The following is a 22,458-nucleotide window of genomic DNA, read 5'->3' on the forward strand; positions in this document are numbered from 1 at the left end:
TGAGCGGTTTTTTATTGCCTGTAATATAGGGGCTTGAAATAAAAATGTCATACAGAATTGATATTTTGTTGCTCTATTTAAAATAATAATTGAGCCAGTAGTGACCCTTCAACGACAAGCCTTAGAGGCTATTTTAGATAGTGGGGAAGTAACCACGTTATTTCAGCCTATTTTAGATATATCTGGTCAGCTCATTCTTGGTTACGAGGCGCTTAGCCGTGGTCCACAAAATAGCCCATCAGAAATGCCCAATAAGCTCTTTAAAGCTGCGCATCAAGGGGGCCTTATTTCTGAGCTAGAGCTACTATGCCGCTCAAAGGCAATAGAAAACTTTGTTAAGCTAAATTTGCAAGGTAAGCTTTTTTTAAATGTGAGTCCAAAAACGCTACTAGACCCTTGCCACCCAAAAGGCGAAACACGCCACCTAACCGAGCAGTTTGGTTTAGCGACTAATCGTGTTGTTATAGAAGTAACAGAGCAAGACAAAGTAGATAACGACGACTTATTACTTAAAACCATTGCGCATTACCGAGAGCTCGGTTTTACCATTGCAATTGATGATTTAGGTGCCGGGTACTCTGGCTTAAAGCAGTGGTCTGCACTGCGTCCTGACTATGTAAAAATAGATCGTTATTTTATCGATCATTGCGATCAGAGTGAGGTTAAAAAGGAGTTTTTAAAATCAATTATCGTTTTAGCTAAAGCAACAAACACCTTAGTGATTGCAGAAGGCATTGAGCGCTCTGAGGAACTCGCTCTGGTTGAAAGTTTAGGCATTAATAATGTACAAGGTTTTTTATTTGAACGACCGAACTTGCAACCAAGTCGTGATTTTAGCTCTGCTCAAATACAAGCACTTACATTTAAATTATGTGATCAGTTTGACCAGTCAATGGCGATTGGCGCGCTAAGCCAACCACAAAAGGCCATAGCAAGTGATACCCGATGCAAAGACGCTCATTTACTCTTTGAGCAAGACAAAGCCATTATTAGCATACCTGTAATTAATCAACAGGGTCAGCCAGTGGGCCTACTACATAAAGACCAACTTACCGAGGTATTTGCAGCACCCTATGGTCATGCTCTTTATGATAAGCGCCCTGTTATAGAGTTAATGGACAAACAACCCTTGATTGTTGATGTAGACCAAAAGCTCGATACGGTGAGTAAGCAAATAACTGAGCAAGATTTTGATATTAGGCGCCATATTGTTATTACTAGAGGTGGCAATTATTTAGGGCTTGCGCCTCTTAGAGACATTTTAAAACATATAACAGAAGAAAAAATTCGCCACGCACAACATGCAAACCCGCTAACAATGTTGCCAGGCAATGTCGCAATAAACGAAGCTATAGAGCATAGGTTACGTAATAAAAATAAATTTCATCTTGCTTATATTGACCTGAATCACTTTAAACAGTTTAACGATCTTTATGGCTACGCGAGTGGTGATAGTGTCATTAAATTATTGGCTGATGTAACAGTGCAAGCCTGTACAAATAGTGCTAACTTTGTAGGACACATTGGTGGTGACGACTTTATGGTTGTATTTGACCAAAGCGATGCGGTAAGTATTTGTAATCGTATTATTGAACAGTTTGAACATCGTTCTCGTGCTTTTTTTACGCCCGATCATATAGCTAGCAAAGGGTATTGGGCTACAAATCGTGAAGGTGAAAAGCAGTTTGTACCGTTACTCACCTTATCTATCGGATTAGTTGAACCCGATTTACAGCAGTGCAAAAATAGCCATCAGGTTGCAGCATTAGCAACGGATGCAAAGAAAGAAGCCAAACGATTTCGTCATAGCTATTCTTTTTACATGCAAGCGAAGGCGCCCAGCGCCTCCAGTAGTAGCGATTAGCAAATAGTAAAAAGGTAATTTACTAATAGGTGATCATGATGTTGCCATTAAAGTGTATTGTATGTGTAGTGAGCTTGTTTATTGGAAGTGTTGTAGCAAGCGAAGTTAATATTGTAAAAATTCCGAAAGATCAACATGCGCATTTTGCCCGTGATGATTACCTCAATGACATGCTAACCAAGGCATTGATAAGAGCCCAGTATCCTGTCGAAATAGAACGTGTTGCTGTACACCCGCATCAGCAACGTAATTTAATGTCACTTGATGATAGCTCGCTTGATTTATTTTGGAGTATGAGCAGCCCTGAACGAGAGTCACTGGCAACAGCTATTAAAATTCCATTGTTCAAAGGGTATATAGGCAAAAGAGCGTTAGTTACAAATAAACAGAATTTAGATAAATTTAAAGATATAAAAACGCTTGAGCAATTATCAAAACTGAGCTCGGTACAGGGGCATGATTGGCCTGATACGCGCATATTGGTTAATAACGGTTTAAACGTGAGACCATTATCAAACTTAAAAGCCATGTTTGCGCTTACTAGCCAAGGCCGCATAGATTACTTTCCGCGATCATTTATTGAAGTCAATTCTGAGCTTTTAGAGCGAGATCACAAAAATTTACGTATTGTGCCTAATTTATATATTAGCTACCCAACAGCGCTATATTATTTTGTGTCTAAGGATAAGCCTGAGTTGGCTAAAGCGCTTGAGCAGGGAATTAAAATAATGCAGCAAAACGGCGAGTTTGATGCGTTATTTTATGAATACTTTGCAACTGATTTAAATTCCCTTCCTTATACAAAAGGGGAAACTATAGAGATTAAGCTAATAAACCCATATTTTTAAAAACTAAAAAAGGAAGCCTAGGCTCCTTTTTTAGTTGTACCAATTATATTGGTAAAAGCAATTTATTAGCGAAGTAACGATTCAGTTAACACTGGACGAATTTCACGAATAATAGCTTGAGTCAGTTTTGGTGCGCCACAGATGATATTGCCACTGTGGTTGTAGTTATTACCACCAGCAAAATCGACAACCATACCACCCGCTTCTTTAACCATAAGCTCGCCTGCAGCAGAGTGCCAAGGTTTTAAGCCAATTTCAAAAAAGCCATCAACACGGCCAGCAGCAACATACGCCATGTCTAGTGCAGAACAACCTGCGCGACGAATATCTGCAGTGTGAACAAATAACGCTTTAAACGCTTCAGTGTATGCATCTGTGTGTTGTTTATGCTTAAAAGGGAAGCCCGTTGCTAAAACTGTACCAGCAAGAACAGTTGTTTTACTTACGCGTAAACGTTTGCTGTTAAGTTGTGCGCCTTGACCTTTAGATGCAGTAAAAAGCTCACCACGAATCGGATCATAAATAACGGCTTGGTCTAAACGACCTTTAACTTTAAGTGCAATAGAGATTGCGTAATGTGGAATACCTTTGATGAAGTTTGTTGTTCCATCGATAGGATCTACAATCCATTGGTAATCATCATCCTTGCCTTTGTGTTCACCTAGTTCTTCGCCCACAACAGAGTGAGTAGGGTAAGACTGTAAAATAGTGTCACGGATTACGGCTTCGGCTTCTTTATCAATATTAGTTACTAAGTCGTTAGCGCCTTTTTGTTGCACTTCAACTTTTGATAAATCTTCGCCAGCGCGAAGTAAAATTTTGCCTGCGTTGCGCGCAGCGCGAACCGCAATGTTTAACATTGGATGCATGGAGTTACCTTTGGGTTGTAAAAGAACGTTTGTATTTTCAGCCGGCGTATTTTAGCGACTTTTGACATAAAGTAAACAATAAACCCTAAATACTTGTGAGTGTTTTTTGTACAGCCTTGAAAGTGTTGCACATTTAATTAAAACAAAAGTGTATTTTTAATGACCCACTAAAATTTAAAAAAGCGCTTTACCTAAAGTTAGCTTGAGGTTTTATTGTGTGTTTAAATTAACTCACAAGGAAACAGTATGTATTTAGAACACGTAAATTTAGTTGTTAAAAACTTTGATACCATGATTCGCTTTTACCAAGCCATTTTCCCCCACTGGGTAATACGAAGTGAAGGGCGGGGTGAATGGTATGGAAAACCAAGGCGTTGGGTCCACTTTGGTGACGACACGCAATACATAGCAATGAGCGATCATGGTGAGGGTGAAAATAGATCGCTTTCAGGGCATCAAGTTGGGTTTGCTCACTTTGCTTACGTGACGGCTAATTTAGAAAATACGGTGTCTCGCTTAAATAAAGCGGGTTTTTCAGTTCATAAGCAAGGCAATGAAAACCCATTTAGAAAAAATATCTACTTCAGAGACCCTTCGGGCTTTGAAGTTGAGTTTGTAGAGTACTTGTCGGATATACCTGCAGAACGAAATAATGATCTTTAAGCCCACCACTATATGGCTGCCAAAAGCAGCCATATTAAAGCAAATACAGTTGCACTTATTTACTGCTGACTCCAAGCTGTGACTTTAAATCGTTTGCAAAGCTCATGAACTTTTCTTTTATGGTACGTTTTATCTTTACTTCAACCGACCCTAGTATCGCTTTGCCTTCAATATGAATGGTAGGACCTTGACGCTTATTTAACGTTACTGATTTGTTTTCTAGCGTGCTTAAAATACAAAACATTTTGGACACAACATTAACATGCTCGGGTACGTAAATTTCGTCGCTACCAAAAATACAATGAACATGAATTGTCACGTTTTGATGCGTAAAGATAGCGTCGGTGAAATCAAGCACCACAGAGCCCATATAATTATTTAGGTAAATATTTTTAGGAACCACCCATTGTCCGCTTCGCTCGTTTGAACCCAAAATACTGCGCAGTGTGATGTCGTCATCGCTATTTTGTTGAGCACTGTAATTAGGCGTAAACTGCGATTGCTTTTCAGCTTTGTATTGCTTGTCGGTATTAAGTGTTAAGTCTTCTACTAACGTAAGCAGCACAGAATTGTCTTTTGCATCCATTGCTTTGTCTAATCGTCTTTCAAATGCCTCAACCGATATAACGCCATGGCTATAGTTATAAATTAACTGATCAATCACTTGTTCGCGTACTTGCTCTATTGGGCGGTCTTCAACTTTTACAGACATGGGGCATTCCTTAATTGTATTTGCAATTAGTTAACTAGTTAGCAAACCGTATACCAAAATTAATTTTGTTTATTATCAATAGTTTAATTTTTAAAGGTCTTTTGTTTAGTTGTTATATTAACGATACATTAACCAAAATAGCAATAATCTAGTAATTTTCACACTTTGAGAAAGTTTTACTCACTTGCCTGTAAATAGGGGAAATGCGTTAAACCTATAAGAGTCTATGTTTTTCGTTAAGCTTATGATTTTGAATGGTAAATAAAGTTGGCTTGATGTTCGCATTAGTTGAAGTGTCTTTAATCAAAAGGAGAAAGATTATGAAAACATTTAACAAATCTATTATCGCCGCGTTAGTTCTTGGTACAACAGCAATGGGTGCACAAGCAAACAGCTGGGAAAACGAAAGTAAAGATGCTTGGATTGATGGCAAGGCAGAAACTGTGCTTCTTATGAACACAGACCTAAACAACTTTGACATAAACACTGATGTAACAAATGGCAAGGTAGTACTTACAGGTAAAGTTGATAGCGACGTAGAGAAAGAGCTAGCAGAAGAGCTTGTACTTAGTCTAGATGGCGTCATGGACGTTGAAAACAGCCTAACCGTTGTTAAAAACATGAGCGCTAAACATACAGATTCTAAAATGATGGATGATGATAACGACCTAACGGACGCTAAAATCACCACCGTTATTACAACACGTTTCCTATTTGATTCTGAAGTAGGTGGAACCGATATTGATGTAGATACCGATAATGGTGTTGTTACATTAAACGGCTCAGTAGAATCATCAGCGGAAAAGCAATTAGCAATCGAAATTGCTAAAAATGCTGAAGACGTACGTGATGTGGTAGATAACTTATCTATCGTAGCTGAATAACGTTATACTCAAAGCCCAGCATTGCTGGGCTTTTTGTTTTTAACTGTTTGAAGGAGCTAAATAATGGATATCATTCGCATAATACTGTCTGTTTTGCTACCGCCACTGGGTGTTTTTTTACAAGTGGGCTTAGGTATGCATTTTTGGATTAATATTTTATTAACGCTATTGGGTTACTTCCCAGGGTTAATACATGCAATTTATATTATTGCTAAAAAATAATGCGTAGCTGAGCTATGTTTACGCCAGTTGTAAGTAAATATCGCTCAGCGCATTCTATTAATAAATATTATTTTTAATCATTTTTACTTTATTTTCCTAAAACTCCCCAAATTTACCCATTCACACTCTTTAAAAGATTACAATTTAAGCAGTTAGCTTATTGATTGTTAAAATAAAGGTTTTTGGTAGTGACAAGCCCTAAAAAAGTTTTTATACTGCAACCCGCTTTAGTCGCTCTGTGGCTGAACGCTTCAAAAATTAACTGCCTTGCAGTTATACAAAGTTGGCCCCTTAGCTCAGTTGGTTAGAGCACACGACTCATAATCGTTAGGTCCCCAGTTCGAGTCTGGGAGGGGCCACCACTTTTCAAAGCTTTCCAAGTAGATCTTATTAAATTTTTACACACTTAAAATCCAAAGCCCTACATTATTATTCTTTATTGGTTGATATCTTGATTTTTAATTAATCTATAAAATTTCTAATTGCAATCAAATATATAGCTGTGTATTTTATTGGGTACAACAATATGTTGTTAAAATGTATCTAAAAGGAAGTACCATGAAAATGAATAAAGTCGCACTCTTATTATTAAGCTCAGTTTTTGTCACCCCTGCTGCATTTGCAGAAACACCTAACTTTAATTATGTGTCTGGCGGTTATTTAAATGCAGATTTTGATGGCGATGATTTAAACGGTTGGACGCTTGATGGTAGTAAATTACTAGGCGATAACTTTTTTGTGTCTGGTCAATATAAGACTGTAGGCGACTCAGAAGATGGTTTGGATGTAGATCTAAATTGGTTGAGCGCAGGCGTGGGCTACCGTACTGCAATTAGTGAAAGCACTGACTTTTATGGTTTAGTAACGTACGAAAACATTGAAACTGAAGTATCGTTCAGCGGTACTGATTTGTCGGATGATGAAAATGGCTATGGATTATCTGTTGGTGTTAGATCAATGCTAACTGATAGCATCGAAATTGATGGCCGCTTAAGTTACATTGATATTGCAGATGACAGTGAAACAGCTATCACTTTAGGTGCTCGTTACTATGTGAATACAAATTTCTCTGTAGGTACTAGCTACACCACAATAGATGATTTAGATTATATTAGCTTAACTGCACGTTACAGCTTTTAATCACAAGCAGTTAAATGAGCGCACTTATTAGTGCGCTTTTTAGTTTTTACGTAGCTATAACACGCTAATTTACGTGGTATAAGCCATTGCTGCGAATGTAAATAGTTGCTGTTATATCGCTTGTGTTCTCAAGCGAGTGAATGAATTTACCCCCAGATTCTACAAAGCTACCTGCACTTAAGTTTTGTGAGTTACTTTTTGAGCTGTATTGCACGTTGCCTGCAATTATCACTGCACGAAACTCATCCGCATCTGTGCTAATTTCCCCCTTAAACCCGGCTGGTAGTTTTATCATTGAGCCGTACATTGTCTCGGTGTCTCCCCAAAGGTAGGTTGTTTGTACACCTTTAGCATTAATATTGCTTACGTCGTTTTTGTCTAGCCAAACAAGGTTGTCTTTATGTACGTTTAATGGGCGTTCACCATTATCAAACTGTTTGTTTGTTGGTTTTACTAAATAAGGGCCTGAGTCTATTTCTAGGTAAATTAGATTTGTAGTGCCATTGGCTGCAGTAGTATGGTTTTCACCGGCAGGTTGTGTCCAAAATGATCCCGCAGGCATCCACATTTTTTCAGCTGTGGGGTCGTCATTGTGCATTTGGCCTTCAATTACAATACCTCGGTAAGTAATGTTATGAATATGCGGCGGGGACTCGAACCCTTTTTTAAAGCGTACTAGCATACCTGTTGCGGTATCTGCGGTACGATCGCCCCATAAATACGCTGCACCGGGACTTTGCTCGCCTCTTAATGGGTTTAAATAGCCCCATTTGACTTTGTTTGCAGGTATTACTTTTGATTCGTGCTCGTCTGCAAAAGTAGGTGCAGACATAAGCGAAGTTGTGAGCATTAAAGCTGATAGGGCAATTCTACATTTCATAAATATTTTCCTTTGCGTTGGGATAGAGACACAATAGCGAGTATTTTTCATTCCATAAACAGGCTAATGTTTAATACAGTTTCGTTAAAACGTGGATAATTGGCAGCATCAACGAATAGTTTTATAAAGGGGCGGATATGAAAATTGCAGATTTAGGCGTATTACTAAAAGTTGCGCAGCTTCAATCAATAACAGCGGCTGCGCATCAGTTAGATATGAGCTCGTCGGCAGCGAGTGTCTCTATTAAACGAATAGAGCAAGCTCTTGGTACACAGCTATTTGTTCGCACTACTAGAAAGATAAGACTGACCGCTGAAGGTGAGCGTTACTTACCCTTATGCGAACAGGCGCTTGGGCTACTAATGCAAGGGCAAGCGGTTATTAATGAAAAGCAGGAGTGTATTACAGGCGAAGTGCGAATGGCGGTGTCGTCTGAAATGGGACGTAATTTAATGCGTGTATTACTTAATGAGCTTATGGATATTCATAGTTCTATAACTTTGAGATTGCATGCAAGTGATAGCCGTGCTGATTTTTATCGTGATGGAATTGATGTTGCATTAAGAGCGATGAAAAAAGGTGTAGCTGAGGAGCTTAATTTATATGGATTTAAAATTTGTAATATTCCACACGTGGTGTGCGCTTCACCTAGTTACTTAAAACTGAATGGCGAGCCGTTAGTGCCGAACGATTTGAGCGAGCACAACGCATTACTCTACAAACTTTACGAAGTAGTGCACGCTGATTGGGAGTTTTATGATAATACACAGCAATACAAAGTTAAAATGAACAGCGATAGAGCTGTAAACGATGGTGATATTGTTAGACGCTGGTGTGTTGATGGTGCTGGGATTGCAAAAAAGTCAGCCATTGATGTAGCAGATGATTTGCTTAGCGGTAAGCTCAAACGAATAATACCCGATTATAAAATACCCTTAACAGAAATGTGGTTAGTGCTTCCGAGCCGGCAGTTTATTTCGCCTGCAATAAGGCTGATACGTGATGAGTTAAAAAGTAAAATAATGGCTCTTAGGGCATCGCTATTGGCAAAGTATATTTTGACTGAAGACGAGTGGCCTTGTGACGATGAGTACAAGGCCTGAATTGTGTTAATTTTTACGATATATCTCGTGGTCCATGTCGTAAATATTAACGCTTAAACTGTCAGACTCCCTGCAATAGGTTTTTAAACACGCAAGTAGGTGCTCACTCAGAGTTTGCTTTTGCTCTACTGTTCGCCCTGCCATAATGTGTGCTTGCACATGTATAAACCCTTCTTTACCCACACCCAATTGATACTGCTGATATGCAACTGCGCGAGTTTTTATAGTTTCTAAATCAAATAAACCGCTTTCGAATGTGCATTTATGGATTTTTTCTACCAGTACTTGAGGTAATACAGGGAGGTCTTCTGAGTGCTCAATAATAATGTGCGGCATGCGGGTGGTTCCTGTTGGTTACGGCATTAAGCGTGTCGTTAATTGTAACAAATACACGACGGCTCGCTAAACCCCATACGGCTAAAATGTTTGTTTTAAACTAATTTAGTTGTGCTGATTTTTGATGTTAGTATAAAAACACACAGGTGAACCCAAGCTTATTAAAATAAGCGTGTAAAAAAACCTAGCTTATATTAAGGATGAGTATGAAATTTCAGCAAAAAATAAAACATTTAGCCGTGCTAATGGGCGCAGTAATTACGTTAAGTGCCTGCTCTGATGATGTGGCGTCGGTGAGTTTAGGTTTGTTTACTACAAAAGATGTGGTGGTGAACTCACAACAAGATCCGATCATTAAAGGAGTGACGTGTCATATTAGTCATGTTGAGGCCGATTTAGACTTTTCTGACCCGTCAGACATGTCGATTGCGTGTCGTCAAACAGGGCCAATCACCGCGGAGCAATTACAAGAAATTGATCGTAGTAAGTCTGGTGAGGTGGTGTTTAAGTCATCAAAGAGCATTTTATTTAAATCGTTAAAGGTGCGCCGAATATACGACGCTAAAACTCGCACATTATTATATTTGTCGTATTCAACAAAAGAGTCGAGCGGCAGTCATCATCATGCATTATCTACTGTGCCTTTATATAACACGAAGGCATGGCAGTGGGCACAAGAGCAAGAATAATTAAATTAAGAGTACACTATGTTAGCGTTATTTAAATCAGCGCCTTTGTTAGAGCAACAAGAGCAGCAATGGCTTATTGATACTTTTATTTGGGCTGTAGAAAATTTTGATGCTGAGTTTTTTACTAAACATACGCAAATAATATTGCCTACAGGGCAATATTTTCCTGATTCGGTATCAAGTATTGAGCAAATGGCCACAAGCGTATTTAAGCGAGTAACTACGTATGCGGGAATGAATGCATGGCCAATTCAATTAGTTGCTCCTCAGCAATTACAGCCACAAGTGTTTCCTCGTTTTGAGTTTAGTAGTGTAATACGTGGTGAGCGCTGTGAGTTAATTGTGCCGCCGAGCCATGCTATTAATATTTCGTTTAATCCAAATCAAATAAATCAGCCCCAAGATTTAGTTGCCAGTTTTGCCGGAACACTGGCTACTATTATGATTCATCATGTTGGTGTATTACCTCCAGGGGGGAAGGACTTTTTACCCCAAGCTGCTGATGCGCTTGCCTGTTTTTTAGGTTTTGGTGTCATGATGTGCAATACGGTGTATCAGTTTAAAGGCGGGTGCGGCTCATGTTACAACCCGTACGCTAACCGTGAAGCACAATTGAGCGAAACACATACGGTATTTATGCATGCTTTGGTTTGCTACTTCAAAAAAGACAACGTATCTAAAAAACATTTAAAGCCCCATTTAAGAAGCCAATTCAAAAAAGCGCAAAAAGAAATTAAAGCGCTGGTGAGTGAATCGGCAAACCCGTTATTACTGGCGTATGCACCTAACTAGCAAGGATAAGTGTGGACTATTTAGATGAATTTTTATTAATTGTTATTGCTCACTTCTTTGCAGTAGCAAGCCCAGGTCCTGACTTTGCTGTTGTGCTAAAGCAAAGTGTGCAACAAGGTAGGCGAAACGCATTGTGGACAAGTGCAGGCGTTGGCGGCGCTATTTTGTTGCACATAGCTTATTGTGTAATGGGTGTGGCGCTTATTTTGTCTCAATCGCCTAGTTTGTTTATGGCACTTAAATATGTAGCAGGCGCTTATTTGGCTTATCTTGGAATACAAGCACTAAGAGCGGCTAAGCCGGGCGCATCATCAACCAATGATATTGATAACCAAACAGCCCCAGAGGAGTCTATTTGGGTTGCTTTTAGACGCGGTTTTTTCACTAACGCACTGAACCCAAAAGCCACGCTCTTTTTTATGTCGTTATTTACCTTGGTAATAAGTCAAACAACGCCAGTGAGTGTGCAAATTGGTTATGGTATTTATATGGCGCTTGCAACATGGGCGTGGTTTTCTGCGCTTTCGTTGGTACTTTCTAAAGCCTGCGTGCGTGATTTTTTTCAGCAACGCGGCTACTGGTTTGACCGAGGTATTGGCGTTATTTTAATTGCGTTGGCTGTACGTGTTGTTATTTAACTTGTTCAATTTATGTAATACAAGCAGGAGTAAACATGCCTTTATATAATTTTTCGTTTGGATCTAACATGTCGTCTAATCGTTTGTTGGCACGTTTGCCAAATGCAAAGCGTGTGGGCACAGCAATCCTTAAAGGGTATGAGCTAACCTTTGATATGCTTTTTTCTGATGGTTCGGGTAAATGCAGTATTCAAAAAACTGATAAAGCAGATGCCTTAGTATACGGTGTGGTCTATGAGGTTAACACTGACGAAAAACTCACTTTAGATGCGATAGAAGGCCCAGGTTACGACTGTGTAGATATAACGGTTGAGCTGTTAAATGGGCAAACAATTGATACCCATTGTTATATTGCAAATACACACGACGAGGACGTTTTACCCTACGATTGGTACGTTAAACATGTTCATCGCGGAGCACTTGAAGCGGGCGTACCAAAGGCTTACAGTGATGCAATACTTAATCGCCCACAAAAGAGCGATCCTAATAAAGAACGTGCAGCAATTGAATTTGCAGTGCATCAATAATAAAAGGACTAACATGAAACTGACTAATTTAGCGGCTTTTACACTACTGGCCAGTGCTACTTTTAATACTTGGGCACAGGTTGATACCAACAAAATAGAAGAGGTCATTAAAACCTCTATGGCGCGCTTTGATGTGCCAGGTATGGCCGTTGCTATTGTTGAAAATGACGAGGTTGTACTCGCTAAAGGGTTTGGCATCGCAAACCTAAATACAAAGGCTGAAGTAAATAAAGATACGTTATTTGGTATTGCATCAAATACAAAAGCATTTACCAGCGCCGCGTTAGCTAAATTAGTCGATGAGGGGAAATTACGCTGGGATGACCGCGTAATCGACCATTTACCTGAATTTAGATTATACGACTCATATGTAACCCGGGAAATGCGAGTGCGCGATTTACTAAGCCACCGTAGTGGTTTAGGCCTTGGGCAAGGCGACTTAATGATTTGGCCAAGCACAGATAAATCAGTCGCTGATATTCTATCGGGGTTAAAATACTTAAAACCAGCCAGCAGTTTTCGTAGTAAATACGCTTATAACAACCTGATGTTTGTAACAGCAGGTGAAGTTGTAGCGCGTGTATCTGGCATAAGCTGGAACGATTACGTTGAAAAACATATTTTACAGCCGCTAAAAATGACCAATTCACGCGCAGGTTTTTCGCGTATCCCAAAAAGTAATAAAAACTGGGCAATAGGGCATATTCCAATGGAGGGAAGCTTACACCCATTTTTTGTTAATTACCTTGAAGACTTTAGAGGCGCAGGTGCTATTGCATCGAGTGTAAACGATATGAGCCAATGGCTACGCACTCAATTGACTGGCGGCAAAATGCCTAATGGCGATCAATTGTTTAGTGAAAAACAACAAGCGCAAATGTGGCATCCGCACATTACCTCTATGGCATCTAAAAGTGCCTTTGAGGCATACCATCAACAATTTAGAGGTTATGGTTTAGGTTGGAGTATAGAGGACTACCACGGCTTTAAAAAGCTAGGTCACGGTGGCGGTATTTTAGGGATGGTGTCGCAGGTTACTTTACTACCAGAAAAAAAACTCGGTATTGTTATTTTGTCTAATCAGCAAGCATTTAGTGCTTTAAGTGCTGTTACTCACGAAGTACTTGAGGATGTGCTCAACCTAGAGGATAAAGATTGGGTTGAAGATTTAGCCAAAAAGCATTTTGAAGGTAAGCAAAAAGCATACGCAAATGCGACACCACCAACCCCTGCGGATTATCAGCCACAGCTACCTAGTATAAATTATACTGGTACATTACACGATGATTGGTATGGCGACGTTATTATTGAAGAGCTTGATGGTAAATTGCGAATTGATTTTACGCACACAAAGCGCTTAAAAGGCACACTTGAGCACTATACAGGCAACACGTTTATTGTTAAGTGGGACGAAAAGCTGCTCGAAGCCGATGCGTTTATTAGTTTTGAAATGAGTACAGCTAACCGTGTTAATAGCGCCAACATGCGTGCAGTTTCAACAGCCGTGACCGACTTTAGCTTTGACTTTAGAAATTTAAATTTAAAAACTAAATGATTAACGCTCAAGTTATATAGTTATACACCAAAGTCGCAAAGCCACCATCGGGTGGCTTTGTTATATTAAGTTTTCACTTATTTGGTTTTTGGAGTTTTTATGCGTACTGCAGTTATCTCACATCCACATTGCCGTAAACATAAAATGATAGACGACCACCCTGAGTGCCCAGAACGTTTAGATGCGATAACTGATCGCTTACTTGCCAGTGGCGTAGACGTGGGGTTAAAGCATTTACAAGCGCCTAAAGCTCATCGAGAACATTATTTACTAGCGCATGATGAGGCGCTTGTTAATTTGGTTGAGCGATTAATTCCTCAAGAGGGCTTAAATAATCTCGATGGCGATACATGGCTTTGCCCTGACTCATTTAAAGCAATTGAGCGCGCGGTGGGGGCCGGGGTTTTAGCGGTAGATGAAATACTTGATAATAAACTCGACGCGGCATTTTGTTCTGTGCGTCCGCCAGGACATCATGCCAATAAGCACTCGTCATCAGGGTTTTGTGTATTTAATAACTTAGCGATTGCTGTTAAGTATGCACAAAGCAAAGGCATCAAACGTATTGCAATTGCCGATTTTGATGTACACCACGGTAACGGAACCCAAGATATTTTTATTGATGATGACAGGGTACTGCTTTGCTCGTTATTTCAATACCCGTTTTACCCAAATACAGCGGTTAAAAATAATAACCATATTGTTAATTCGCCTTTACCTATTGCAAGCAATGGGGACGATTTAAAAGAGGTATTCAACACCCAATGGTTACCGAAATTAAAGGATTTTAAGCCTGAACTGTTATTTATAAGTGCAGGTTTTGACGCACATGTAGAAGATGACATGGCAAGCCTGAATTTTGTAGAAGACGATTACATTTGGCTCACTGAGCAGCTATGCAAAGTAACAAAAGAAGGTGGCTGTAAGGGAGTTATATCGTATTTGGAAGGGGGCTATGCGCTATCAGCATTGGGTAGAAGTGCAGTAGCGCATATTAAAGTGCTTAGCGAGCAATAGTTATTAAAAGTATGTTTAAAGCCCGAGTAAATCAAATGCCTGTGAAGTACTTAGCGTTTTAATTTTACCTAGGCAACAATGCCCTTCATTTAATAGGTAAGCAGTAACAAGGTGTGCTAGCTGCTCTTCGGTTAAGGCTGAGTAAAGTTGACCTTGCAGGTTAAGGTATTGACCTTGTTTATTAAGCACTCTTACATTAGTTAGTTCACTTGATGCAACACCGTGTAAGCACTCATTTTGCTCTAGCTGGTTTCGCACTATTTCAAGCTCATTATAAATAACCATTAACTGTGGAAAGCTGTTTAACATGGTTAGCCTACAGTTACTTCGTATGAAGTAAATTTACGTATATTAATAACGCCGTTATCAAATATTAAATATTGGCCTTTAATACCTTGTAAAATACCGCTTACAACGGGATTTTTATCAAAGTTAAATGAGCTGATTTTGGTTGGGTATTCGGTGACTGGAAAGTTTAAATCAACCACGTCTTCATCAAGTTGTTCTATGGCTGTTGCGCCAAATAGCTCACTAAGCTCGTTTAGTTTATCGCTAATTTGTGGAATAAGCTCAGCGGCGGCAGCTTTTAAGTCTATAGCTTCGTTTTGACCTTTTAACATATTGCGCCAATTAGTTTTATCGGCAATAAACTCTGCTAATGCAACCTCTACCAAGCCCGACTGCAAGCGTGTTTGTACTTTAAAAATAGGTAAAGCTTGAGTGGCGCCTTGGTCAACCCAACGTGTAGGTATTTGTGTATGGCGCGTAATACCTACTTTTAATCCCGAGGTGTTAGCTAAGTAAACGTAATGTGGGATCATACAATTAGCTTCGCCCCACTGTGGCTCTCGACATGTACCTTGATCGTAGTGGCAGGTTTCTGGTTTCATAATACACATGTCGCAGCTAGCGAGCTTACGCATACAAACAAAACAATGGCCTTGAGAATAACTTTTTTGGTTTTTTACCGCAGTTAGAACACAAAATAGTGCCGCTAAATGTAAGCGTTAGTTCTTTACCTATAAAAGCATTTAAGTTAACTAGCTCATCGCCAACGGGAAGTTGATATTGAACGGGTTCTGTTAAGCTCGATTTTAATTTACGCAGTGTGCCTTGCATCTTCACATAGCCCCTAAAGATGTTTAAAAAGGAGAGTCTAACATTTTTAAACTGTATTGGCTTTTTAAGAAATTAACATACTCAGGATAAGGCAACGCTTTAGCATATAAATAACCTTGTGCGCGGTCTGCATTCATTTGTTTTAATAGCTGGTGGATTTCTTGAGTTTCAACACCTTCTACAGTAATTGACAAGTTAAGCTGGTGCGCCATATCTATTGATGTTTGAACTATGACTTGGTGAGCGGGGTTATTAACGAGGTCAAAAATAAATGATTTATCTATTTTAAGCTCGCTAAAGTGGTAGTTAACAAGGTAGCTCAATGATGCGTAACCTGTGCCAAAGTCATCGAGTACAACTTTTATTCCTAATGCTGATAATTCATCAACTAATTTAATGAGCACGTCTTGGCTTTCTACAAAGGCAGATTCAGTTAATTCAAACTTAAGTAAGTGAGCGGGTGCTTGATGTTTAATTAATATATTTTCTATTTTTTCAGCTAAGTTATTAATGGCTAAGTTTTTAGCGCTTAAGTTAACGCTAATTGTGTGCTCTTTATGGCCGCTGTTAATTAGCTCTACAAGATCTTTACAAGCTTGTTCAATAACCCACAAGGTCAGCTCATTAATTATTCCGGTATGCTCAGCCAATATTACAAGCTCTTCAATCGAAATGTTTTTATAGGTGGGATCAGGCCAGCGTAGTAGCGCTTCAGCGCCTATTACTTGATTATTGACTAAACTTATTTGCGGTTGATAATACAGCGCAAGCTGGTTTGTTTTAATTGCTTTTTGCAAATGAGCCGCCAAACCAACATCCATTATTAAACTGTTATTAATTGCAGACGACGCAACGCGATCTGCACGTCCTTTTGCATCTTTTAAGGCTAAGTAACCGCGCTTTAACCAATATTCAAAATCATTACTTTGGTTTGCACTACTAATGCCAATTGTGTAGTTGAGTTGCAGACTCAAACCTTTAATTTCATATTGCTTGGGGAGGTTACTAATGACTTTTGTGAGTAGTGTTTTGAGTGTGTCTTGGTTTTGGTTTTTGGTTGAGATACAAGCAAATACACCACTGTTTAAATCAGCCAGACGAGGACTGTTATTTAAATCGGTTTCAAGGTTTGCAAACTCTCTTTCGTGCATTAATTCATTCTCTAGTCGCTCAGCAATGTGCTTTATGAGGGTGTAACCTTGAGTCGATGTAATGATGGTATTAAGCGAATTAAAATGACATATTTTTATTAGGCACAAGGTGGTAGAACGGTTTTGGCTTTGCAGGGACATAAATGCTTGTTTGAGCTTAGAGCTATTAAGCAACTTAGTTTGTTGAGTGTGAGTTGCATGGTAAAGCGCGCGCTCTCGTTGATAGCGTACACGATCAGCCAACGCCATGGCCATTAAAACAATTTCACATAAAATCGCCACCAAAAAGGCGTGACGCGAAGTGAAGCTGTAATCAATCACGCCGGTGAGCTCCAGTGGTTGTATTACAGCACCTAAAATAAGGGGAACCCACGAAAAAACGTAAAATTTGGCCCATCTAAAACCACTAAGCAGTTTTTATAAATTAATATAGTGCATGCAACATATAGCAGCGCTAATACGCAGAAAAAAAGTGGCGCAGCGATGTTTTCAGGAATAAAAAAGCTAGCTATACCCATAACAAACATAAGAGAAAGCAGCGCTTTGCTCATTGTGTATCGCCAGCACTTATCTTTATGGTAGCGCAAAAACATAGTACAAAAGGCGAGAGTAAAAAACGAAACAGCGTAATTACTCACAATGACTTTGTGATGAAAAAATAGTTGCCATTCTAAAGGCCAAAGGTAAAACCCAAACCCAAGCACTATACCCATTAGTATCAGTGCGCTAATTATGTAACCAATATAAACAAGGTAAACCCGGTCTTTTATACCAAAATAGAGTACTAGGTTGTAAAGTGCAGCCATGAGTAATACGCCAGCAAATATTCCCCAAATACCAGTTTGAGAACGCATTAAATCTACAAATTCTTTATCGCGGTATAAATTGATAGGTGTTTTGCTAATGCCCACGGTGTCTATTTTAATAACGAGGCGCTGGGTTGATTTTTGCTCCATCAAAAAGTTGATGTGTGGCACGCTGTACTGAAACAAAGTCAGTTTTTTTTCTCTATCACCCAACTTATAAGTTTTTAATATATGGTTGTTTTTATCTAAACGATAAACTGTGAGGTGATCGGCCATTGGGTTATCAAAGTGAGCAACTACTTTTTGACTTTCTTGGCTTTTGTTTTCTAAATCAAGAAACAACCAATAATTTTGCTGAGTAAAACTCCAAGGAATTTCTGAAAAAGGAGCATGGGTAAGTAAATTAGGTTGCTTGATAATTGCATCGAATGTTTGGTTTTTGGTTTCATCAATGTAGTAGGCGTGATTGAGGTACATTGGTGATGTTTTATCAATTGTGTAACGAGTAGGCACTACTAGGTTTGAAGCCAATGTATTGATAATAAAAAATATAAATATCAAAATGGCAACAGCAAGTGAATGATAACGTAAAGTTCTAAGTTCCAATGTATGCTTACTTTTTAAAAACTTTTAATTAGTGTAGCACTAAAAAAGCGCAGGCGAACTGCGCTTTTTTAGTTAAATTAATTGGTCATACCAATCAATTTTTATTAGCTTACTGCTCGCGAGCAATAGCACGATAAGCAATATCAGTTCGATACTCCATACCATCCCAGCTAATTTGTTTAACCAGCTCGTAGGCTCGTTGTTGTGCTTCTGTTACGCTATTACCCAATGCCGTTGCGCACAAAACACGGCCGCCGGCAGTAACAACATCATCGCCGCTTTGTTTAGTACCCGCATGAAATACTTTTTCATCAGCAGGGTAGTTAACCTTAAGGCCTGAAATAGCATCGCCTTTAGGGTAGTCACCCGGGTAGCCTTTAGCTGCAAGTACAACGCCTACCGCTGCGCGTGGGTCAAACTCGATGGCGGTTTTATCTAGTTCTTCACGGTTAGCCGCTTCAATCAGTTCAACTAAATCTGATTGTAAACGTAGCATCATAGGTTGTGTTTCAGGGTCGCCAAAACGACAGTTATACTCGATAACTTTAGGTGTACCTGAGCTATCTATCATTAAACCTGCATACAAGAAGCCAGTGTACGGGTGGCCTTCGCTTGCCATGCCTTCTACTGTCGGGGTGATCACTTCATCCATAATGCGTTGGTGGATTTCGTTTGTCACCACTGGCGCAGGAGAGTATGCACCCATACCGCCAGTATTTGGGCCGGCATCGCCATTATAAGCACGTTTATGATCTTGGCTTGTTGCAAACGGAAGGACGTTTTTACCATCTACCATCACAATGAAAGAGGCTTCTTCGCCTTCTAAAAACTCTTCAATAACAACACGGCTACCAGCATCACCAAAGGCATTACCGGCAAGCATATCGCGAATAGCGTCTTCAGCTTCCTGATGTGTCATTGCAACAATAACGCCTTTACCTGCGGCTAAACCATCGGCTTTAATTACAATTGGCGCACCTTTTTCTTTTAAATAAGCAAGGGCCGGGTCAATTTGCTCAAATGTTTGGTAATCGGCGGTTGGTATATCATGACGTGCTAAAAAGTCTTTCGTAAACGACTTAGAGCCTTCAAGCTGGGCAGCACCCGCTGTTGGGCCAAATATAGCCATATCATGTTCACGAAATTTATCCACAACACCTAATACGAGCGGTACTTCAGGGCCTACAATGGTGAGCTCTACATTGTTTTGCTGAGCAAATTTTAATAAGCCATCTAAATCTTCAACGTTAATTGCAACGTTTTCGAGTTTAGGCTCAAGTGCAGTACCTGCGTTACCTGGAGCAACAAACACGGTATTTACTTTACTGTTTTGAGCGGCCTTAAACGCAAGTGCGTGTTCGCGGCCGCCGCTGCCAATGACTAATACATTCATGGCGTACTATTCCTATTTAAAGCGGTTTTTTAAATTTAAGCGTCATACGGTCGCTTTCACCAATAGCTTTATATTTTTCAGCGTCTTGTTCGCCAAGTCTTAAGCTAGGTGGTAGCGTCCACACCCCTTTAGGGTGATCGGCTGTATCTTTTGGATTAGCATTAATTTCACTAGTTGCTGCTAGCTCAAATCCTGCTTGCTTTGCAAGGTCAACCACGTAACTCTGTTTCATATAACCTGATGTTTTTTGATCCTCATCAGCACGGTTTTCAGCTAAACGATGCTCAACCACACCCAATGTACCACCTGGTTTTAGTGCTTTATAAAACGCTTTAAATGCGCTCAATGCACCGTCTGTATCTTTACCCATATACCAGTTATGCACATTGCGGAAGGTAAGTACCATATCGGCAGATTCTGCAGGCGCAATATCTAGGTGGGTTAAAGGGGCAAACTCTGTAATTTTAACATTACTAAAGCGTTCGTCTTCAGCTACTTTTTGTTTAAACGCAGCTAATGAGCGTTGATAGTAACCAACCGATGAGTCGCTAGGGAAATGAGCAGCGTAGTATAAGCCTTGCTCTTTCAATGCTGGCGCTAAAATTTCACTGTACCAACCACCACCTGGCGCAATTTCTACAACGGTCATTGACGGTTTAAAGCCAAAAAATGCCAATGTTTGCTCAGGGTGGCGATATTCATCACGAGCACTATTTTTAGCGCTTCGCTCGCTTGCTTTTATTGCGTGGCTTAGGCTTGATTCATGGTTATGGCTCAATGCCATTGTTGAAGTAAGTGCTAGGCTAGCAACAAGTAGAGACTTTAGTGCAAATTTCATCGTTTGTTCCTTCACATTAAAATTAGGAGTTAGAATAATCAGAATACGTGAATTGCTTGCAAACAAAAAGGGTTAAACGTTGAGCTTAACCCTTTTTGTGATTAGTGGCGGAAGTGACGCATGCCAGTAAACACCATAGCCATGCCCGCTTCATCCGCGGCCGCGATAACTTCTTCATCGCGCATTGAACCACCCGGTTGAATAACCGCTGTTATACCAGCGGCTGCAGCAGCATCTATGCCATCGCGGAATGGGAAAAACGCATCCGATGCCATAACAGAACCCGGTACTTCTAGGTTTTCATCAGCAGCTTTAATACCCGCTATTTTAGCAGAGTAAACGCGGCTCATTTGGCCTGCGCCTACACCAATAGTCATACCGTCGCGGGCATACACAATCGCGTTTGATTTAACAAACTTAGCGACTTTCCAGCAAAACAGTAAATCTTTAAGTTCTTGCTCAGAAGGCTGACGCTTAGAGACGACTTTTAAGTCGCCTTGAGTAACCATACCTAGGTCGCGATCTTGTACTAAAACGCCGCCGTTTACACGTTTAATATCGTGGCCCGTTGCTTTGCCACTCCATTGTCCGCACGCTAATAAACGTACGTTCTTTTTAGCTTCAACAATTTTTGCAGCTTCACTTGAAATGCTCGGGGCAATAATCACTTCAACAAATTGACGGTCAACAATGGCTTGTGCTGTTGCTGCATCAAGCTCGCGGTTAAAGGCAATAATGCCGCCAAACGCTGATGTTGGGTCTGTTTTAAATGCACGCTCGTAAGCACTAAGAATATCTTCACCAATTGAAACACCACACGGGTTTGCGTGTTTAACAATAACACACGCAGGTACATCAAATTCTTTAACGCACTCAAGGGCTGCATCGGTATCTGCAATGTTATTAAACGACAATGCTTTACCTTGTAACTGAGTAGCAGTTGCAACTGATGCTTCACTTACATCGTTTTCAACGTAAAAAGCAGCATCTTGATGTGAGTTTTCACCGTAACGCATATCTTGCTTTTTAGTGAATTGCATGTTGATAGTACGTGGGAACTTAGTGTCTTCGACGGCTTCTTCAGTGTAATCAGGAACCATTTTGCCAAAGTAATTAGCAATCATGCCATCGTATTGAGCTGTGTGCTCATAGGCGGCAATAGCTAAATCAAAACGTGTTTTATACGTAGTTGAACCATTGTTATTTTGCATCTCACTAATAACGCGATCGTAATCGCTTGCGTTTACCACAATCGTTACGTCTTTGTGGTTTTTAGCAGCTGCGCGAACCATTGTTGGGCCGCCAATATCAATATTTTCAATGGCATCTTCAAGGCTGCAGTTTTCTTGAGCGACAGTATTCGCAAAGGGGTATAAGTTAACTACAACAATATCGATAGCAGAGATGTTGTTATCTGCCATTACGCTTTCATCTTGTTCGCGACGAGCTAAAATGCCGCCGTGAATTTTAGGGTGAAGGGTTTTTACGCGGCCATCCATGATTTCAGGGTGACCGGTGTGATCTGAAACTTCAGTCACTTTTATGCCGTTATCAGCAAGGAGTTTACATGTACCGCCAGTTGATAAAATATCTACACCTTGCGCTTCTAGTGCGCGGGCAAATTCAACAATACCGGTTTTATCAGACACACTTAATAGTGCGCGACGAATGGGACGATGAGTATCCATTGTAGTTTGATTTCCTCAGTTAATGAGCTAGCTTAGAAGCGGGCATTTTAACTGATTACAACTTAAAAAACGACTTATAAAGCATCAATAAGCGTGAGCATTTTGCAACTCACTTACT

20 protein-coding genes, 1 tRNA gene and 3 pseudogenes are annotated in these 22,458 nt (G+C 40.0%); 14 read left to right on the plus strand and 10 right to left on the minus strand.

Annotated elements, in window-relative coordinates; genetic code table 11:
* Nucleotides 1-100 precede the first annotated feature (100 nt).
* Both P20480_RS11580 and P20480_RS11575 read left to right on the plus strand, forming a co-directional pair.
* Nucleotides 101-1,871 (plus strand): annotated as a pseudogene (locus P20480_RS11580) (bifunctional diguanylate cyclase/phosphodiesterase).
* Nucleotides 1,872-1,902: 31 nt separating this feature from the next.
* Entirely contained in the window at nt 1,903-2,712 is an 810-nt protein-coding gene (locus P20480_RS11575) for a substrate-binding periplasmic protein (protein WP_006791184.1), read from the plus strand.
* 65 nt (nt 2,713-2,777) lie between these two features.
* Here the strand turns inward: P20480_RS11575 and suhB are convergent, their stop codons facing one another.
* Nucleotides 2,778-3,581: an inositol-1-monophosphatase gene (gene suhB, locus P20480_RS11570; RefSeq protein WP_006791183.1), complete on the minus strand. Its 804-nt coding sequence runs from the start codon at nt 3,579-3,581 to the stop codon at nt 2,778-2,780.
* A gap of 246 nt (nt 3,582-3,827) precedes the next feature.
* Here suhB and P20480_RS11565 point away from each other — a divergent pair, with 246 nt between their 5' ends.
* The gene (locus tag P20480_RS11565; RefSeq protein WP_008128712.1) at nt 3,828-4,244 is read left to right on the plus strand and encodes a VOC family protein; all 417 of its coding nucleotides are present in this window, start codon (nt 3,828-3,830) and stop codon (nt 4,242-4,244) included.
* Nucleotides 4,245-4,299: 55 nt separating this feature from the next.
* Here P20480_RS11565 and P20480_RS11560 read toward each other — a convergent pair whose 3' ends face one another.
* Entirely contained in the window at nt 4,300-4,956 is a 657-nt protein-coding gene (locus P20480_RS11560; RefSeq protein ID WP_008128714.1) for a LiaF domain-containing protein, read from the minus strand.
* Between the two features lie 320 nt (nt 4,957-5,276).
* Between P20480_RS11560 and P20480_RS11555 the strand changes: the two genes are divergently transcribed.
* The 4 genes from P20480_RS11555 (at nt 5,277) to P20480_RS11540 (ending at nt 7,202) form a co-directional block, all read left to right on the plus strand.
* On the plus strand, nt 5,277-5,840 hold the full coding sequence (locus P20480_RS11555; RefSeq protein ID WP_008128718.1) for a BON domain-containing protein: 564 nt from the start codon (nt 5,277-5,279) through the stop codon (nt 5,838-5,840).
* A 63-nt stretch (nt 5,841-5,903) separates the two neighbouring features.
* The gene (locus P20480_RS19160) at nt 5,904-6,062 is read left to right on the plus strand and encodes a YqaE/Pmp3 family membrane protein (RefSeq protein ID WP_006791179.1); all 159 of its coding nucleotides are present in this window, start codon (nt 5,904-5,906) and stop codon (nt 6,060-6,062) included.
* Between the two features lie 285 nt (nt 6,063-6,347).
* Nucleotides 6,348-6,424, plus strand: a tRNA-Ile gene (locus P20480_RS11545).
* A 196-nt stretch (nt 6,425-6,620) separates the two neighbouring features.
* A complete protein-coding gene (locus tag P20480_RS11540) occupies nt 6,621-7,202 on the plus strand; it encodes a porin family protein (RefSeq protein WP_008128724.1) in 582 nt (193 codons plus the stop codon).
* Nucleotides 7,203-7,266: 64 nt separating this feature from the next.
* Here the strand turns inward: P20480_RS11540 and P20480_RS11535 are convergent, their stop codons facing one another.
* Nucleotides 7,267-8,082 (minus strand): DUF4437 domain-containing protein, encoded by an 816-nt coding sequence (locus tag P20480_RS11535; RefSeq protein ID WP_008128725.1) that lies wholly within the window; start codon nt 8,080-8,082, stop codon nt 7,267-7,269.
* Nucleotides 8,083-8,219: 137 nt separating this feature from the next.
* Between P20480_RS11535 and P20480_RS11530 the strand changes: the two genes are divergently transcribed.
* Nucleotides 8,220-9,185, plus strand: coding sequence for a LysR family transcriptional regulator (locus P20480_RS11530; RefSeq protein ID WP_008128727.1), 966 nt, complete (start codon nt 8,220-8,222; stop codon nt 9,183-9,185).
* A 6-nt stretch (nt 9,186-9,191) separates the two neighbouring features.
* On the opposite strand, the gene P20480_RS11525 is transcribed toward P20480_RS11530, so the two are convergent.
* Entirely contained in the window at nt 9,192-9,521 is a 330-nt protein-coding gene (locus P20480_RS11525) for a 5-carboxymethyl-2-hydroxymuconate Delta-isomerase (RefSeq protein WP_006791175.1), read from the minus strand.
* Between the two features lie 206 nt (nt 9,522-9,727).
* On the opposite strand from P20480_RS11525, the gene P20480_RS11520 reads away from it, so the two are divergent.
* The 6 genes from P20480_RS11520 (at nt 9,728) to P20480_RS11495 (ending at nt 14,739) form a co-directional block, all read left to right on the plus strand.
* Complete coding sequence (locus P20480_RS11520; RefSeq protein ID WP_006791174.1) at nt 9,728-10,210, plus strand: CreA family protein; 483 nt, start codon at nt 9,728-9,730, stop codon at nt 10,208-10,210.
* An 18-nt stretch (nt 10,211-10,228) separates the two neighbouring features.
* Nucleotides 10,229-11,002 carry a hypothetical protein gene (locus P20480_RS11515; protein ID WP_008128732.1) on the plus strand — a complete coding sequence of 258 codons (774 nt, stop codon included), beginning with the start codon at nt 10,229-10,231 and terminating at the stop codon, nt 11,000-11,002.
* A gap of 11 nt (nt 11,003-11,013) precedes the next feature.
* On the plus strand, nt 11,014-11,640 hold the full coding sequence (locus P20480_RS11510; RefSeq protein ID WP_008128734.1) for a LysE family translocator: 627 nt from the start codon (nt 11,014-11,016) through the stop codon (nt 11,638-11,640).
* 35 nt (nt 11,641-11,675) lie between these two features.
* Nucleotides 11,676-12,167: a gamma-glutamylcyclotransferase family protein gene (locus P20480_RS11505; protein WP_008128736.1), complete on the plus strand. Its 492-nt coding sequence runs from the start codon at nt 11,676-11,678 to the stop codon at nt 12,165-12,167.
* A gap of 13 nt (nt 12,168-12,180) precedes the next feature.
* Nucleotides 12,181-13,722: a serine hydrolase gene (locus P20480_RS11500; RefSeq protein WP_008128738.1), complete on the plus strand. Its 1,542-nt coding sequence runs from the start codon at nt 12,181-12,183 to the stop codon at nt 13,720-13,722.
* Nucleotides 13,723-13,821: 99 nt separating this feature from the next.
* Entirely contained in the window at nt 13,822-14,739 is a 918-nt protein-coding gene (locus P20480_RS11495) for a histone deacetylase family protein (RefSeq protein WP_008128740.1), read from the plus strand.
* A gap of 15 nt (nt 14,740-14,754) precedes the next feature.
* On the opposite strand, the gene P20480_RS11490 is transcribed toward P20480_RS11495, so the two are convergent.
* From P20480_RS11490 to purH, 6 genes and pseudogenes are all read right to left on the minus strand, one after another.
* Nucleotides 14,755-15,048 (minus strand): DUF4144 family protein, encoded by a 294-nt coding sequence (locus P20480_RS11490; RefSeq protein ID WP_008128741.1) that lies wholly within the window; start codon nt 15,046-15,048, stop codon nt 14,755-14,757.
* A 2-nt stretch (nt 15,049-15,050) separates the two neighbouring features.
* A pseudogene (locus tag P20480_RS17925) lies at nt 15,051-15,858 on the minus strand (DUF2797 domain-containing protein).
* A gap of 23 nt (nt 15,859-15,881) precedes the next feature.
* A pseudogene (locus P20480_RS17930) lies at nt 15,882-18,421 on the minus strand (EAL domain-containing protein).
* Nucleotides 18,422-18,530: 109 nt separating this feature from the next.
* Nucleotides 18,531-19,814 carry a phosphoribosylamine--glycine ligase gene (gene purD / locus P20480_RS11485; RefSeq protein ID WP_008128752.1) on the minus strand — a complete coding sequence of 428 codons (1,284 nt, stop codon included), beginning with the start codon at nt 19,812-19,814 and terminating at the stop codon, nt 18,531-18,533.
* A gap of 16 nt (nt 19,815-19,830) precedes the next feature.
* Nucleotides 19,831-20,652: a class I SAM-dependent methyltransferase gene (locus tag P20480_RS11480; protein WP_006791164.1), complete on the minus strand. Its 822-nt coding sequence runs from the start codon at nt 20,650-20,652 to the stop codon at nt 19,831-19,833.
* A gap of 101 nt (nt 20,653-20,753) precedes the next feature.
* Nucleotides 20,754-22,340 (minus strand): bifunctional phosphoribosylaminoimidazolecarboxamide formyltransferase/IMP cyclohydrolase, encoded by a 1,587-nt coding sequence (gene purH, locus P20480_RS11475; protein WP_008128753.1) that lies wholly within the window; start codon nt 22,338-22,340, stop codon nt 20,754-20,756.
* Between the last annotated feature and the right edge of the window lie 118 nt (nt 22,341-22,458).

It is taken from the genome of Pseudoalteromonas sp. BSi20480 (assembly GCF_000241365.1).
GTDB lineage: Bacteria > Pseudomonadota > Gammaproteobacteria > Enterobacterales > Alteromonadaceae > Pseudoalteromonas > Pseudoalteromonas marina.

Excerpts from the sequence above, each read along its gene's own strand:
- purD (WP_008128752.1), bottom strand. The coding sequence starts at position 19,814 with ATGAATGTATTAGTCATTGGCAGCGGCGGCCGCGAACACGCACTTGCG.
- P20480_RS11520 (WP_006791174.1), top strand. The coding sequence starts at position 9,728 with ATGAAATTTCAGCAAAAAATAAAACATTTAGCCGTGCTAATGGGCGCA.
- P20480_RS11575 (WP_006791184.1), top strand. The coding sequence starts at position 1,903 with ATGTTGCCATTAAAGTGTATTGTATGTGTAGTGAGCTTGTTTATTGGA.
- P20480_RS19160 (WP_006791179.1), top strand. The coding sequence starts at position 5,904 with ATGGATATCATTCGCATAATACTGTCTGTTTTGCTACCGCCACTGGGT.
- P20480_RS11515 (WP_008128732.1), top strand. The coding sequence starts at position 10,229 with ATGTTAGCGTTATTTAAATCAGCGCCTTTGTTAGAGCAACAAGAGCAG.
- P20480_RS11560 (WP_008128714.1), bottom strand. The coding sequence starts at position 4,956 with ATGTCTGTAAAAGTTGAAGACCGCCCAATAGAGCAAGTACGCGAACAA.
- P20480_RS11505 (WP_008128736.1), top strand. The coding sequence starts at position 11,676 with ATGCCTTTATATAATTTTTCGTTTGGATCTAACATGTCGTCTAATCGT.
- P20480_RS11555 (WP_008128718.1), top strand. The coding sequence starts at position 5,277 with ATGAAAACATTTAACAAATCTATTATCGCCGCGTTAGTTCTTGGTACA.
- P20480_RS11530 (WP_008128727.1), top strand. The coding sequence starts at position 8,220 with ATGAAAATTGCAGATTTAGGCGTATTACTAAAAGTTGCGCAGCTTCAA.
- P20480_RS11535 (WP_008128725.1), bottom strand. The coding sequence starts at position 8,082 with ATGAAATGTAGAATTGCCCTATCAGCTTTAATGCTCACAACTTCGCTT.
- P20480_RS11525 (WP_006791175.1), bottom strand. The coding sequence starts at position 9,521 with ATGCCGCACATTATTATTGAGCACTCAGAAGACCTCCCTGTATTACCT.
- P20480_RS11480 (WP_006791164.1), bottom strand. The coding sequence starts at position 20,652 with ATGAAATTTGCACTAAAGTCTCTACTTGTTGCTAGCCTAGCACTTACT.
- P20480_RS11565 (WP_008128712.1), top strand. The coding sequence starts at position 3,828 with ATGTATTTAGAACACGTAAATTTAGTTGTTAAAAACTTTGATACCATG.
- suhB (WP_006791183.1), bottom strand. The coding sequence starts at position 3,581 with ATGCATCCAATGTTAAACATTGCGGTTCGCGCTGCGCGCAACGCAGGC.
- P20480_RS11540 (WP_008128724.1), top strand. The coding sequence starts at position 6,621 with ATGAAAATGAATAAAGTCGCACTCTTATTATTAAGCTCAGTTTTTGTC.
- P20480_RS11500 (WP_008128738.1), top strand. The coding sequence starts at position 12,181 with ATGAAACTGACTAATTTAGCGGCTTTTACACTACTGGCCAGTGCTACT.
- purH (WP_008128753.1), bottom strand. The coding sequence starts at position 22,340 with ATGGATACTCATCGTCCCATTCGTCGCGCACTATTAAGTGTGTCTGAT.
- P20480_RS11490 (WP_008128741.1), bottom strand. The coding sequence starts at position 15,048 with ATGTTAAACAGCTTTCCACAGTTAATGGTTATTTATAATGAGCTTGAA.
- P20480_RS11495 (WP_008128740.1), top strand. The coding sequence starts at position 13,822 with ATGCGTACTGCAGTTATCTCACATCCACATTGCCGTAAACATAAAATG.